At 69.5% G+C, this 14,042-nt stretch carries 15 protein-coding genes and 1 tRNA gene; 10 read left to right on the forward strand and 6 right to left on the reverse strand.

Annotated elements, in window-relative coordinates; translation table 11 throughout:
- Positions 1-61 precede the first annotated feature (61 nt).
- The 3 genes from NO930_RS01255 to NO930_RS01265 form a co-directional block, all read right to left on the reverse strand.
- On the reverse strand, positions 62-904 hold the full coding sequence (locus tag NO930_RS01255; protein WP_137783015.1) for an eIF2B alpha/beta/delta subunit family protein: 843 nt from the start codon (positions 902-904) through the stop codon (positions 62-64).
- Between the two features lie 96 nt (positions 905-1,000).
- On the reverse strand, positions 1,001-1,546 hold the full coding sequence (locus NO930_RS01260) for a DUF1684 domain-containing protein (RefSeq protein WP_137783014.1): 546 nt from the start codon (positions 1,544-1,546) through the stop codon (positions 1,001-1,003).
- A gap of 94 nt (positions 1,547-1,640) precedes the next feature.
- Positions 1,641-1,715: transfer RNA gene (locus NO930_RS01265), tRNA-Arg, on the reverse strand.
- A gap of 106 nt (positions 1,716-1,821) precedes the next feature.
- Between NO930_RS01265 and NO930_RS01270 the strand changes: the two genes are divergently transcribed.
- Together NO930_RS01270 and NO930_RS01275 are read left to right on the forward strand one after the other, a co-directional pair.
- Complete coding sequence (locus NO930_RS01270; RefSeq protein ID WP_137783013.1) at positions 1,822-2,442, forward strand: AAA family ATPase; 621 nt, start codon at positions 1,822-1,824, stop codon at positions 2,440-2,442.
- Positions 2,439-2,891, forward strand: a complete 453-nt coding sequence (locus NO930_RS01275) for an RNA-binding domain-containing protein (protein WP_137783012.1) — start codon at positions 2,439-2,441, stop codon at positions 2,889-2,891. Before NO930_RS01270 ends, NO930_RS01275 begins: the two co-directional genes overlap by 4 nt.
- A gap of 34 nt (positions 2,892-2,925) precedes the next feature.
- Here the strand turns inward: NO930_RS01275 and NO930_RS01280 are convergent, their stop codons facing one another.
- From NO930_RS01280 to NO930_RS01290, 3 genes are all read right to left on the reverse strand, one after another.
- A complete protein-coding gene (locus tag NO930_RS01280; RefSeq protein ID WP_137783011.1) occupies positions 2,926-3,516 on the reverse strand; it encodes a DUF7978 family protein in 591 nt (196 codons plus the stop codon).
- A 148-nt stretch (positions 3,517-3,664) separates the two neighbouring features.
- Positions 3,665-4,585, reverse strand: a complete 921-nt coding sequence (locus tag NO930_RS01285) for a DMT family transporter (protein ID WP_137783010.1) — start codon at positions 4,583-4,585, stop codon at positions 3,665-3,667.
- Between the two features lie 59 nt (positions 4,586-4,644).
- Positions 4,645-5,328: an ArsR/SmtB family transcription factor gene (locus NO930_RS01290; protein ID WP_137783009.1), complete on the reverse strand. Its 684-nt coding sequence runs from the start codon at positions 5,326-5,328 to the stop codon at positions 4,645-4,647.
- A 135-nt stretch (positions 5,329-5,463) separates the two neighbouring features.
- Between NO930_RS01290 and gpmI the strand changes: the two genes are divergently transcribed.
- The 8 genes from gpmI to NO930_RS01330 all read left to right on the forward strand — a co-directional run bounded on the left by gpmI (position 5,464) and on the right by NO930_RS01330 (position 13,977).
- Positions 5,464-7,077: a 2,3-bisphosphoglycerate-independent phosphoglycerate mutase gene (gpmI, locus tag NO930_RS01295; RefSeq protein WP_256402232.1), complete on the forward strand. Its 1,614-nt coding sequence runs from the start codon at positions 5,464-5,466 to the stop codon at positions 7,075-7,077.
- 50 nt (positions 7,078-7,127) lie between these two features.
- A complete protein-coding gene (locus tag NO930_RS01300; protein WP_137784160.1) occupies positions 7,128-8,030 on the forward strand; it encodes a YqcI/YcgG family protein in 903 nt (300 codons plus the stop codon).
- The gene (locus NO930_RS01305; protein WP_256402233.1) at positions 8,023-8,580 is read left to right on the forward strand and encodes a cysteine hydrolase family protein; all 558 of its coding nucleotides are present in this window, start codon (positions 8,023-8,025) and stop codon (positions 8,578-8,580) included. The genes NO930_RS01300 and NO930_RS01305 overlap by 8 nt, the downstream gene beginning before the upstream one ends.
- Positions 8,581-8,645: 65 nt before the next feature.
- Positions 8,646-9,635, forward strand: coding sequence for a lipoyl synthase (lipA, locus tag NO930_RS01310; RefSeq protein WP_256402234.1), 990 nt, complete (start codon positions 8,646-8,648; stop codon positions 9,633-9,635).
- Positions 9,636-9,775: 140 nt separating this feature from the next.
- Positions 9,776-10,897 (forward strand): branched-chain amino acid ABC transporter permease, encoded by a 1,122-nt coding sequence (locus NO930_RS01315; protein WP_256402236.1) that lies wholly within the window; start codon positions 9,776-9,778, stop codon positions 10,895-10,897.
- On the forward strand, positions 10,894-12,213 hold the full coding sequence (locus NO930_RS01320) for a branched-chain amino acid ABC transporter permease (protein WP_137783101.1): 1,320 nt from the start codon (positions 10,894-10,896) through the stop codon (positions 12,211-12,213). The genes NO930_RS01315 and NO930_RS01320 overlap by 4 nt, the downstream gene beginning before the upstream one ends.
- Positions 12,206-13,132: an ABC transporter ATP-binding protein gene (locus NO930_RS01325; protein ID WP_137783100.1), complete on the forward strand. Its 927-nt coding sequence runs from the start codon at positions 12,206-12,208 to the stop codon at positions 13,130-13,132. The genes NO930_RS01320 and NO930_RS01325 overlap by 8 nt, the downstream gene beginning before the upstream one ends.
- Positions 13,129-13,977 carry an ABC transporter ATP-binding protein gene (locus NO930_RS01330; RefSeq protein WP_241996848.1) on the forward strand — a complete coding sequence of 283 codons (849 nt, stop codon included), beginning with the start codon at positions 13,129-13,131 and terminating at the stop codon, positions 13,975-13,977. Before NO930_RS01325 ends, NO930_RS01330 begins: the two co-directional genes overlap by 4 nt.
- Positions 13,978-14,042: the final 65 nt, after the last annotated feature.

Raw genomic sequence — 14,042 nt, forward strand, 5'->3', positions numbered from 1 at the left:
ACAAAGCGTTTGTGACCGGTTCACTCGCCGTGATACTCGGGCATCAGCTCAGATATCCCGTTCACTCCCTGACGCCGTCGTCGGTGATCACGGTGTCGATCATGCCGATCGGCGTCGCGTCGTAGCTCGGATTCTCGATCGTGACGCCCTCGACCGGTTCGCGCATCACTTCGACCGCGTCCCGGAACTCGTTTTCGAACCGGAACTCCTCTATGGTCTTCGCGCCGGAGCCGACCGCGGTGACCGGGACGCCGAGCTCGCGGGCGGTAACCACGAGCGGGAACGTCCCGATCCGGTTGTAGTAGGTACCGCCGGTGATACACGTGATTCCGAGCAGGACGCGGTCGCAGTCGCGGAGCGCGTACCCCATCGCGCTGTCGACGACCATCCGGGTGTCGACGCGCGATATCCCGGCGAGCGCGCGCGCCGTTTTCCGACCGAGCGTCCGCGGGCGCGCCTCCGTGACGTACACCGTCAGGTGCGCGCCGTCGCGCGCGGCGTTCTCGATCGATTCGAGGACGGTCGTCGAGTAGTCGTGGACGAGGAGGGTGTCGCCGTCCTCGATGTGTTCTGCGGCGTTGGCGGCCGCCTCGCCCTTCGCCGTCTCTATCTCTTCGGTGACGCGAGCGATCACGTCTTCGAGGCGCTGTTTCGCCGCCTCGACGGACGTGACCTCGCCGACGATGGAGCGTTCGACGTCGCGCATCGCGTTGTGGAGCGCGGCGTGCGAGGGGTTCGACCGACGTAACACGCCGGCGTTGTGTTCGAGGTCGCGCTCGAACTCGTCGACGGTCACGTACTCCCGGTCGAGCAGCTCCGCGAGCGACTGCGTCGCCTTCACGGCCACCGCGGACGTGCTGTGAGTTCGCATCGCCCGGATCTCGGCGACGGTCTCGTCGATCATACGTGACCGTCGTCGGCACCGGTGAAATGAATTCCGGGCCGCGCGGCGGGGTCGCGCTCGCGGCGCTGCGGTCGACGGTCTCTCACGGTGTCGCAGTCACTCGATGTCCGGGGTCCGCTCGCCGGCCGGTACCACGATTTCGAGCCAGTTCTCCTCGGGCGGGAGCGGACAGGAGAACGTCTCGCTGTACGCACAGAACGGGTTGTACGCGAGGTTGAAATCCAGCGTGACGCTCGCGCCGTCGACGAGGTCGGCGTCCGGTTCCAGTTCCATGTATCGGCCGTGATGGTAGGTCTGCTGGCCGGTCGTCTTGTCGCGGAAGGGGACGAAGATCGCTCCGTCGTCGCCCTCCTGTCTATAGCCCGCGAGGGTGTGCTCGTCGCCGCCGACCTCGAACGCGAACGTGACGATCCGGAGGTACCGGACCGGGTTGCTCGCGGTCGTCTCCATCTCGACGGGGTCGGGGTCGTCGTGGACGGTCAGCGTCGCCTCGACGCGGTAGTCGGGGTCCGGCGGGAAGTAGTCGAGCCCGTCGAACTCCTCGCGCTGCTCGGGCGGGATCGGCGACTGCGGATGCTCGGCGAAGAAGTCGTCCTTCTCGCGGCGGTTCGCGCGGAGACGCTCTGCGTACTCGTCGCTCATGTGCGGACGGACGGCCGGGAGGGGTTTGAGGGCCGCGGTCGAGAATTCGGGTGCGCGACGAACGGACACCGTCGGGTCCCGTGAACGACGCGTACGGGCACAGTGGGATTCGAACCCACGACCGTCGGATTAGAAGTCCGACGCTCTATCCTGGCTGAGCTACGTGCCCTCACTCTGAGTTCGCACGCCCGATATAAAAAACGCCGACGGTTCGCGTCGGCGCCCGGCGGGCCCCAACAGCAGACCTAAGTCCGCGAGCGGACTACCCGCGGCCAATGAACGTCATCGGAACCGTCGGCCTCCCCGGAAGCGGAAAGGGGGAGGCGGCGAACGTGGCCGAGGACGCGGGCATCCCCGTGGTCGTGATGGGCGACGTGATCCGCGCGGAGTGTCGTCGCCGCGGTCTCGACCCGGCTGAACACCACGGCCGGATCGCCGGCGCGCTCCGCGAGGAGGAGGGCGACGACGCCATCGCCGCCCGCACGCTCCCGCTGATCCGCGAGGCAGCGGCGGAGAGTGACGGCGACACCGTCCTCGTCGACGGGCTCCGCTCGACGGTCGAGTTGGAGCGCTTCCGCGACGCCTTCGGCGACGACTTCACGCTCGTGGCGATCCGCGCTCCCTTCGAACTCCGAGCGGAACGCCTCGACGACCGCGGCCGCGACGACTCCGACTCCGACCTGGAGGCCCTCCGCGAGCGCGACGCCCGCGAGATCGACCTCGGCCTCGGCGAGACGCTGGAGCGCGCCGACACCGAGATCGACAACACCGGGACGCTCGCCGCGTTCCGGTCCCGCGTGCGAGCGGTGCTCGGCGTCGACGCCGAGAATGTCGAGAGGGACGCCGGCGACGGCTCGCACCCGGCGACCGCCGACGCCGGAGGTGACGGCGCGTGATCTACAGCGTCGACGTCGAGATCAGGGCTCCGGTCCGCGACACCGAGGTGACGGACCGCGTGGCCGACGCGGTGTCACACGTGTTCCCGGACGCGGAACTGACCCACGAGAACGGCGCGCTCGTCGCCGAGACCCACACCCTCGACGCCTTCTCCGACGTGCTCCACGAACAGGAGATCCTCGACACGGCTCGGCGGGTGTTCTTGGACAACGCCACGGACGATGGGTTCTCGTTCTCGCTCAAGAAACAGGCCGCCTTCGAGGGCGTGGTCAACTTCGCCGTCGGCGAGCCCGACGAGCTCGGCGAGATCGACGCCGACGTTCGCGTCCGCGAGCCCGACGTCGAGGCGTTTATCGACTACGTCGCGCCCGAGACCGACGAGGGGCGACCGGTCGATCCGGTCCGCGAGTACGGCGACCGGTTCGATCCCGAGGACGCGGAGTACTGAGCCGCGGACCGCACCCTCCGCGACGACAGTCAGTTCAGTCGCGCAAAAGCGACGAGATCGCCCCACCGATCGAACCGAAGACGGCCGGGTACACCGCTCCCGCGAGCAGGACGGCGGTGACGAGCGTCGGGGCGACCGCGCCGTCCCCGACCGAGAACCGGAACAGGAACGCGCCGATCACGGCGAGCGGGAGGTAGCCGGCGGCGACGAGCGCGCCCGCTTTCGCTCCCGCGACCGCGTCGGTCGCACCCCCGAACCGTCCCGCGGCGACCCCGGCCGCGAAAAGCAGCAGCGGCGGGAGGACGAACAGCCACCCGAGCGAACCGCCGTCGGCCTGCGAGATGAAGTTCATCGACCGGGTACCGCCCACGAGCGCCGGAATCTCGGTGTCGACGAAGTGCGCGTTGTAAAACACCCATCCGACTCCCTGCCACGTCGGAATCGGGTCGCCGCCCAACAGGTCGGCGAAGAGGTTGAACCCGCGGAGCTGCTCTTCGATCCGATCGCTCTGGGTGAGGAAGGTGATCAGGTAACCGAGGGCGTAGGCGGCGGCACCGAGTCCCGCGCCAGCGGCGGCGCGGGCAGCGATTCCGCTCTGTCGGCTCGGCCTGTCGGGGACTGACATGTGTCCCGAGTCGAGCCGGCGGGGGTAAGTGCTTGGTGGCTCGTGGTGCAGCCGCGATCGGCGCTTTTCGGCCGCGTCGTCGCCGACTCGCCGGCTGACGGCTCGCCCGCCCGCACGTTGGCGACTCGCCTGCGCGCCGCCCGTGAGGTCACCCGCCGACGCCGTACTCGCGGAGTGTCTCCCGGAGCGCGGCGCGTTTCACCAGCGCGAAGCCGACGCAGATGATGGCGAAGCCGGCGACCGTGTTGGGGGTGACGCCCTCGCCGAGGAACGCCCACCCCGCGAGCGCGGCGAACACCGGCGCGACGTACGAGACGAGATTGATCTCGATCGGTCCGAGCCGGTCGAGAAGGCGGAAGTAGATGAGGAAGCCGAGCCCGCTCGCGGCGACGGCGAGATACGCGAGCGAGAGGACCGCCTCCGACGTCCACGCCACGTCGGCGGCCGACTCGCCGAGCGCGAAAGACAGCAGGTGCGTCAGGACGGCTCCGACGAGCATCGACCACGCCTCCATCGTCTCTATCGCCATCTCGGTGTCGGCGGCGCGGGTCAGAACCGACCCGAGCGCGAAGGCGGCCGCCGCGAGCAACACGAGGAACTTGGCGACGGTGCCGCTACCGGTCAGGTTCGCCGGGTCGGGCGCGGCGAGGACGACTGCGCCGGCGAGTCCGACGAGCAGGCCGACGACGCCGACGGCGGTCAGCCGCTCCGAGGGGAGAAACGCCCGTGCGAACGCCGTCGTCAGGACGGGCGAGAGGCTGACGATCACGGCCGCGACGGCGCTCGTCACGGCCGGGTCGCTCTCGCCGACGAACAGGAACGCGTGGTACGCGGCGATGATGAGCGTCGCGCCGACCGCGACGACGCTCCACTCGTCGCGGCCCCGGGGGAGCGGGTCGTCGACGGCGTAGGCCGCGTACGCGAGCATCACCACGCCGGCGACGTCGAAGCGGAAGGCGGCGAACAACACCGGCGGGAAGTACGCCAGCCCGGCGTTGATCGCCATGAACGCCGATCCCCAGACGGCGGCGAGGACGAGGAACAACGAGAGGGTCCGTAGTCGGCTCACGTCGGCTCTCTCCCGGGAGCGGGCCAAAAGGTTCCGGAAGCGGCTCGGTCTGCTGACGCCTACCGGATCCGGTAGCGGTCCGGACCGTCGTCGCCGCCGGCCTCGCGGGCGACCACGCCGACGTCGGCGAGACGGGCGAGCGCGTCGGCGACGGTGCGCTCGCGAGCGCCGACCTCCTCGGCGACGGCGGCGGGCGTGCCGTCCGTCTCGACCAGCGCCGCGAGCACCGCGGCGAAAAATCGGCTGTCGGCCTCGGTCCCGAGCCGGTCGTCGATCCGCGAGAGCGTGTCCTCGACGCGCCCCTGTACCCACCGCTGAGCCAGCGAAAGCTCCCGGTCGAGGTCTTGGAGGCGAGAGAACTCGTCCGCGAGGTCGGCCAGATCGGTCGTCGGTCCGACGCCCGAGCCGTCGGGGAGTTCGATCGAGAGATGCGGACACCGTCCGGACATGTCGAGGCTGCTCTTCGCGGGGTACGCGCTCTTCGCGCCGAAGCCGTAGGGGGAGACGCTCACCTCCAGCCTGAGGCTGCGCGTAATCCTGAAGTATTTGCGGCGTTGGTCGTCGGTCGTCGACTCGATCAGGCCGGCCTCCTCCAGCTTCCGCAGGTGGTCGATCACCGCCTTGGGGCTCACGTCGAGGTACTCCGAGATCTCCGTGACGTAGCAGGGCTTGGTGGCGAGTAGCCGGAGGATGCGCCGCCGGTTCTCGTTGCCGAGGAGATCGAGCAGTACCGCGGAGTCCATTAACGTATGGTTAGCGTCGAGTGCTGATAAGGCTGACTTCCCGGCGGCGTCGCGCCGGTCGCGGTCCTCGCCTCGCCTCCCGGCCGTCGCGGTCGGTAGCGAAGGGTAATTACCCCGTCGCGGGGTAACGCGTCCATGGAGACGGCGCTCATCATTCTCGACGGTTGGGGGCTCGGCGCGGGTGCTGACGGCGGTTCGGACGCGACCGACGGCGACCGGTCGACCGGCGGCGGCGCCACGGAGACGGACGACGCGGTGACCGCAGACCCCTCGGGACGCCCGCCGGGTCGGGACGCGGTCGCGGCCGCTGAGACGCCGACGTTCGACGCGGCGACCGAGCGCGGGGCCGACGGCCGCCTCGTCGTCCACGGCCGCCGGGTCGGCCTGCCGGAGGGCCAGATGGGGAACTCCGAGGTCGGCCACCTCAACATCGGCGCGGGACGGGTCGTCAAGCAGGCGTACACGCGGATCTCCGACGCGCTCTCCGAGGGGTCGCTCTCCGACAACGACGCGATCGCGGCGGCGTTCGACCACGCCGCCGGGACCGGCGGACGAGTCCACTTCATGGGGCTCGTCTCCGACGGCGGCGTCCACTCCGACGTGGAACACCTGCTCGCGCTCATCGACGCGGCGGCCGACGCCGGCGTCCCGGCGACCACGCACGCGTTCACCGACGGGCGCGACACCGCCCCGGAGATCGCAGACGGGTTCCTCGGCGACGTGACGAAAAGAGCCGACGAGCGCGGGACCGGCCACGTCGCGACCGTCACGGGTCGGTACCACGCGATGGACCGCGACGAGAACTGGGAGCGCACGAAGAAGGCGTACGACGCCATCGTCGAGCGCGAGGCGCCACATGAGGCCGACAGTGCGGTCGCGGCCGCCGAGGAGGCGCACGCCCGCGGCGAGACGGACGAGTTCGTCGAGCCGACGCTCGTCGCCGACGAGCCCGGCCTCGACGACGGCGACGCGGTCGTCTTCTTCAATTTTCGGGCCGACCGCGCCCGCCAGCTCGTCCGGATGCTCACCGACACGCGACCGGCGTGGGCGTTCGACCTCGACCAGCCCGAGGTCCGGCTGACGACGATGACCGAGTACGACGAGACGTTCGAGTTTCCGGTCGCCTTCCCGCCGCAACAGCCGGCGAACACGGTCGGCGAGGTCGTCTCCGAGGCCGGCTTGACCCAGCTTCGAACCGCCGAGTCGGAGAAGTACCCGCACGTGACGTACTTCCTCAACGGCGGCCGCGAGGTGGAGTTCGCGGGCGAGATGCGAACGATAGTCGAGAGCCCGGACGTGCCGACCTACGACGAGGAGCCGGCGATGTCGGCCGAGGAACTCACCGACGAGGCGGTCGCGACGATCGAGACCGACGACCCGGACTTGGTCGTCCTCAACTACGCCAACCCCGACATGGTGGGCCACACCGGCGACTTCGACGCCGCGGTCGAGGCGGTCGAGGCGGTCGACGAACAGCTCGGCCGGCTCCTCGACGCGATCGCCGACGCGGGCGGCCACGCGGTCGTCACGGCCGACCACGGCAACGCCGACGACATGGGGACGCCGGAGGACCCCCACACCGCCCACACGTTCAACCCCGTCCCGGTCGTCTACCTGACGCCCGACGGCGACGGCGGCGGGACCGAGATCCGCGACGACGGCTCGCTGTGTGATATCGCGCCCACTCTGCTCGACCTGATCGGTCTCGACCTGCCCCCCGAGATGACGGGGGAGAGCCTCTTGGACTAGCGAGCGGGAATCGCCGAAAGCCAAAAGCCCGCACGGCGCTCACTCGCGGTATGAACGAGCCCGGCACCGAGGGCGTGCTGTTGGACCAGGAGACGCTCCACGATCGGCTCGACGACGCGCCGGAGTGGCTCCAAGCCCACTACCGGACCTTCCGCGAGTCGATGCTCGGCGAGCGCGACGGCTCGCCGTTCCCCTGTTACTTCGGGATCGAAGTCGAGCGGAACGGCGAGATGCTCTACGCCGCCTGCGAGTCGACGACGGACCCGGCGGCGCTGCTCCGACTCCGCGACACGCTCGTCGAGTACCTCGACGCCTACCCCGACCACGCCGACCGCGCGCCGCTCGCGGTGTTCTTCCGTCCGCCGGCGGACGACGCGGGAGAGGCGCACTACCACGAGCGGCTCTGGCACGTCTTGGAGTTCCTCCACGTCCACGACCCCGAGCCGTGGCCGGAATCGATCCCGACAGACCCGGACGACCCCCACTGGGAGTTCTGCTTCGGCGGCGAGCCGCTCTTCCCCACGTCGCGAGCGCCGTTTTACGACGACCGGAAGAGCCGGTACTCGCCGGTCGGCCTCGAGATCACCTTCCAGCCTCGGGCCGTCTTCGAGGGAATCACCGCAGACACGGCGGCGGGTCAGCAGGCACGCGAGACGATCCGCGAGCGCATGAGCGAGTACGACGGCGTCTGCCCGCACGCCGATCTGGGCGACTGGGGCGTCGAGGGCGACCGCGAGTGGACGCAGTACCTGTTCCGCGAGGACGAGGACGCGAGCCCGGACGCCTGCCCGCTGGAGCCGACCCGCGAGCACCCAAAGGTACCGGACGACCTGCTCGAAGCCGGCGCGTGGCGCGCGTTCGCCGGGAGCGACGGCCGCGGTTCGGCGGCCGGTTCCGGGCGGTCCGATGCGGGCGGCGACGCGGCCGTCACGTCCGGACTCGGCGATGACTGAGCGGCTTCCGGACGAAGCGGTCCTCCTCCTCGTCGACTTCCAGACCGGCTTCGACGAGCCGGAGTGGGGCGAGCGTAACAACCCCGACGCGGAGGCGGTCGCCGCCGCGCTGCTCGGCCGGTGGCGCGCCGACGGTCGCCCGGTCGCCCACGTTCGGCACGCGTCGACGGAGCCGGACTCGCCGCTCCGCCCCGACGAGCCGGGGTTCGCGTGGAAGCCGGAGACGGCCCCGGTCGAGGGCGAGGCGACGTTCGAGAAGTCGGTCAACGGCGCGTTCCTCGGGACCGGCCTCGACGGCTGGCTGACCGAGCGGGGGTACGGCTCGCTCGTCGTCTGCGGGCTCACCACCGACCACTGCGTCTCGACGACGGTTCGGACGGCCGAAAACCGCGGCTACGACGTGACGGTCGTCGCCGACGCGACCGCGACGCACGCCCGCGAGAGACACGACGGCGGCCGGATCGACCCCGAGACCTCACACCGCGTCGCGCTCGCGCACCTGCGCGGCGAGTTCGCGACGGTCGCGGAGAGCGCGACGCTTCTGGACTGACTGAATGCGAAATCGACGCGCGCTCGACCCGCACGCTTTTGCCGTCTGCCCGCCGTGTCGTAGGTATGCAACGCGGCCGGCGGAAACCGGACTGGCTGAAGTCGCGTCCCCCCTCGGGGAGCCGGTTCACGGAGATCAAAGCCAGCCTCCGCGAGCGCGACCTCCACACCGTCTGTGAGGAGGCCAACTGCCCGAACATGGGCGAGTGTTGGTCGGGCGGCGCGAACGCGCCGCCGAACGACGAGGCGGCCGACGCCGCCGAGAGTGGCGCGAACGGCCCCGGAACCGCGACGTTCATGCTGATGGGCGACCGCTGCTCGCGCGGTTGTAACTTCTGTGACGTCGAGACCGGCGGGATGGAGCCGCTCGACCCCGACGAGCCCGAAAACGTCGCTGACGCGGTCGCGGAGATCGGCCTCGATTACGTCGTCTTGACGTCAGTCGACCGCGACGACCTCGCCGACGGCGGGTCGGCGCACTTCGCCGAGACGATCCGCGCCATCAAACGGCGCGACCCGGAGATCCTCGTAGAGACGCTGATCCCTGATTTCCAAGGCGACCCGGAGGCCGTCCGCCGGATCGTCGACGCCGGCCCCGACGTGATCGCCCACAACGTGGAGACGGTAGAGCGGCTTCAGTGGCCGGTCCGGGACCGGCGGGCCGACTACGAGCAGTCGCTCGCCGTGCTCGATCGTATCGACCGCGAGTCCGACGTCCACACGAAGACCAGCCTCATGCTCGGCGTCGGCGAGTACGACCACGAGGTGTACCGCACGCTCGGCGACCTCCGGGAGGTCGGCGTCGACATCGTCACCTTCGGGCAGTACCTCCAGCCGTCGCGCTCGCACCTCGACGTGTTCGAGTACGTCCACCCGGACGTCTTCGAGACGTGGCGCGCGGTCGCCGAGTCGGAGTTCGACTTCCTCTACTGCGCGTCCGGTCCCATGGTTCGCTCCTCGTACAAGGCCGGCGAGCTGTTCGTCGAGGCGCTGCTGCGAGACGGGCGCTCGGCGACGGACGCGCGGCGGCGAGCGCGGGCCGCCGGCGGCGACTGACGGCGGAACGCCGAAGCAGTCGGGAACCGGTCGCGGCGCACGACATCCCCCGGCTGGCTGACGATTTCGCCCCGCACGCTCCTCGAAACAGCGAATTATTTACCTCTCGGTGTCTGAGCCTGCGTCAGTGAGACGCACACATGGGAACAACTGAATCGTCACTGGTCGACACGGTGCGGGCCAGACCGGGGCTCCTCCTCGTCGCGGTCCTCGGCGGCCTGCTCCTCGTCGACCTCCTCGCGAAGCTCGCGGGGGTGTCGGTCGGACCGATCGGGGGCGCGCTCTCCGTCGATCGGTTCCGGTCGAACCTCTGGAGCGGGCTCGTGATCGGGCTCGTGATCGGGCTCGCCGGAATCGGCCTCTCGTTGACGTACAGCATCCTCTCGTTCGCGAACTTCTCGCACGGTGACCTCGTCTCCACCGGCGCGTTCACCGGCTGGGGCGTCGCCTTCCTGATCGCCGGCTTCGGCGACGTGCCGGTGCGAACGCTTCTCTCCGTCCGCGACGCCGGGAGCGCGTCGCCGGGCGACATCGGCGCGCACATCCTCACCACGCCGGGTGCGATACTCGTCGGCCTCGTCGCCGCGTTCGTCGTCACGGCCGCGGTCGCGCTGGCGCTCGACCGAGCGTTCTACAAACCCATGCGCGACCGCGACGGGATCTCGATTCTGATCGCCTCCATCGGCGCGGCGCTCATCGTCCGGTACCTGCTCCAGTTCGTTTACGGCTCCGACCGCCGGGGAATCACCGCGAGCGTGGACGCGTCGAACCTCGTCTTCGGGCCGCTCGGTATCTCGATCGACGCCCACGAACTCACGATCGTCGTGGCGGCGCTCGGGCTGATGCTCGCGATGCACTTCATGCTCCAGCGCACGAAGCTCGGCACCGCGATGCGCGCGATGGCCGACAACAAGGACCTCGCGCTCATCACCGGGATCCCCGCCGAGCGCGTCGTCACCGCGACGTGGATCATCGGTGGGGGACTCGCCGGTGCGTCTGGATACCTCTACGTACTGTTACGCGGGACGATCCAGTTCGACTTCGGGTGGCTCCTCCTCCTTCTCATCTTCGCCGCCGTGATCCTCGGCGGGATCGGCTCGGTGTACGGCGCGATCGCGGGCGGGCTCGTCATCGGTGTCGTGTTCACCACCTCGACCATCTGGATCCCCTCCGACTTCAACCAGGCCGCGGCGTTCGCCGTGATGATCCTCATGCTCCTGTTGCGTCCCGAGGGACTCTTCGGAGGTGTCTCGACCGCATGAGCGACTCGGACTCACGACCCGCTGCCGCCCCCGACAGCGCGCTCGGCGCGCTCACGGACGCCGCGCGCCGCAGCGACCTCGGATTAGTGCTCGGAACGCTCGCCGTCATCTACGCCGCCGCGACGCTTCTCACCGCCACGAGCGGGCTCAACAGCGTCGTCGGCCTGCTGGAGACGCTGACGTTCCTCGGACTGGTGTACGCGCTCTCCGCGCTCGCGTTGAACCTCCAGTGGGGCTACACCGGGCTGTTCAACATCGGCGTCGCGGGATTCATGGCCGTCGGCGTCTACACGATGGGGATGGTCGTCAGGTCCCCGGACCCCGCGTTCGGTCCGCCCGGACTCGGACTCCCGCTTCCCGTCGGCATCCTCGCCGGCACGGGGATGGCCGCGCTGATCGGCGCCGTCGCGGCGCTGCCGGCGCTGCGGCTCAAGGCCGACTACCTCGCCATCGTCACGCTCGGCCTCTCTGAGATCATCCGGCTCACGCTCCAGTCGAGCGCGTTCGACACTTTCCTGCGAGAGACGATCGGCGTCGGCACCGGCGGCGGTCGCGGGATGGGGATGCCGGACAACCCCGTTCGCGAGCTGTTCCTCGTCGACGGACAGGCGGGGACGCCGACCCCGTTCGGCGACCTCGTCTTCGGGATCTTCGGCGACGGGGGGCTCGGCATCGCCCACCCGATACTCATCGGCTGGGGGTACATCGGCGTCCTCGCCGTCGTCCTCGTCGGCTACTACCTCCTGCTCGAACGCCTCGGGCGTTCACCGTTCGGTCGGGTGCTCAAGGCCATCCGAGAAGACGAGGTCGTCGCCGACTCGCTCGGGAAGAACGTGAACCTCGTGAAGATCAAGGTGTTCGTCATCGGCTGTGCGCTGATGGGGCTCGCCGGCATCCTCTGGTTCGGCAGCCAGGGCAACGTCTCGCCGACGCCGCAGTTCATGCCGCTTCTCACCTTCTACGTCTTCATCGCCGTCATCATCGGCGGCTCCGGCTCGAACGCCGGGTCCGTGATCGGCGGGCTCGTCTTCGCGGCGGCGCTGTTCGAGGGACCGCGTCGCGTCGGCGGCACGGTTCGCGGGCTGATCGACGCGCAGACGCCGCCGTCGTTCGCCGACGCGCTCGTCTCGCTCGACCCGGTCACGCTGCTCGCGTACGCGACCGAAAACATCGCGCCGCTGCAGTTCGTCTTCTTGGGACTCGTGTTGGTGTTCATCATCCACCGGCGGCCCGACGGCGTCCTCGGCGACCGGATCGAGACGGCCGCCGCAGTCGACCTCTCGGAGCGACCGAACGGAGGTGAGGCCGATGAGTAGCGACTCCAACGGCCCAAGCGACGTGGCGGACGCGGACGTCGCGGAAGTCGCTGACGCTTCGGAGATTGCGGACGCCGCGTCCGGCGGGGAAACGGCAGACGCGGAGACGCAGGACAGCCCCGTCGAGGAGGCGGCGAAACACACGCCGACGGACGTTCCGCTGCGCGTCGAGGGACTCGTCAAGCAGTTCGGCGGCGTCACCGCCGTCGACGGCGCGACCTTCGAGGTCGAACGCGGGAGTCTGACCGGGCTCATCGGTCCGAACGGGGCGGGCAAGTCGACGACGTTCAACTGCATCACGGGCGTCCACGAGCCGACCGCGGGAACGATCCACTTCGAGGGCGAGGAGATCACGGGGCTCGAACCGTACCAGATCGCCCGGAAAGGTCTCGTTCGAACGTTCCAGATCGCCCGCGAACTGGAGGAGATGACCGTCTTGGAGAACCTGATGCTCGCGCCGAAAGGGCAGGTCGGTGAGTCGGCGATACGCGCCGTCACGCCGGGGCTCCGCGGCGAGGTCGTCGAGCAAGAGGAAGCTCTCCGAGAGCGGGCGTGGGAGACGCTCGACTTCTTCGAGATCGACCACCTCGCGACCGAACACGCCGGGAACCTCTCGGGAGGCCAGCGCAAGCTCCTGGAGATGGCCCGCGCGCTCATGACGGACCCGGAGATGGTGCTTCTCGACGAGCCGCTCGCGGGCGTCAACCCGACGCTCGAAGAGAAGCTCCTCGATCGGATCCACGACCTGCGGGCGGACGGCTACACCTTCCTCCTCGTCGAACACGACATGGACGTCATCATGGAGAACTGCGAACGCGTCATCGTCATGCACCAGGGCAGCGTTCTCGCCGAGGGGACCGGCGACGAGATACGGAACGACGAGCGCGTCATCGAGGCGTACCTGGGGGAAGACATATGAGCGACGACGAGACGGCGGCGACAGGTACGGACCCGACGGAACCGGACGACGCGGAGTCGGCGGAGCCGGACCCGACGGCGGCCCCGAGCGACGGGGAGCCGACGGCGACCTCCGCCGGCACCGCCCACACCGTCGACGACGACGCGATCCTCAGGCTCCGCGACGTGGACGCCGGCTACGGCGACCTCCAGATCCTCTCGGACGTCGACCTCGACGTGGCGAACGGCGAGTACGTCACGGTCGTCGGTCCGAACGGGGCCGGCAAGTCCACCGTGATGAAGACGGTGTTCGGGCTCACGACCCACATGGGTGGTACCGTCGAGTTCCAGGGCGAACAGATACAGGGACTCCCGCCGGAGCAGATCATCCGCGAGGGGATCGGGTTCGTCCCCCAGACCGACAACGTCTTTCCCGGGTTGAGCGTGCGCGAGAACCTGGAGATGGGCGCGTACATCCTCGACAGCGTACCCGAAGACCAGATCGAGGCGATCTACGACCGGTTCCCGATCCTCCGAGAGCGGAGCGACCAGAAGGCGGGCACGCTCTCCGGCGGCCAGCGGCAGATGGTCGCGATGGGCCGGGCGCTCATGCTCGACCCCGATCTGCTGTTGCTCGACGAGCCCTCCGCCGGCTTGGCTCCCGACCTCGTCTCCGACATGTTCGACCGGATCGACCGGATCAACGAGTCGGGGACGGCGATCCTGATGGTCGAGCAGAACGCCAAAGAAGCGCTGCGGCGCTGTGACCGCGGCTACGTCCTCGTCAACGGCGAGAACCGGTACACCGACGCCGGAGACGTCTTACTCGCCGACGACGACGTGCGACAGGACTTCCTCGGCGGGTAGTCGGCGGCGTCAGCTAGTGCGGTGTGTTGCGTCCGAAAAAACTCGCAGACCGTCTCTGCGCCGGG

This window comes from Halorubrum salinum, assembly GCF_024494575.1.
Classification (GTDB): domain Archaea; phylum Halobacteriota; class Halobacteria; order Halobacteriales; family Haloferacaceae; genus Halorubrum; species Halorubrum salinum.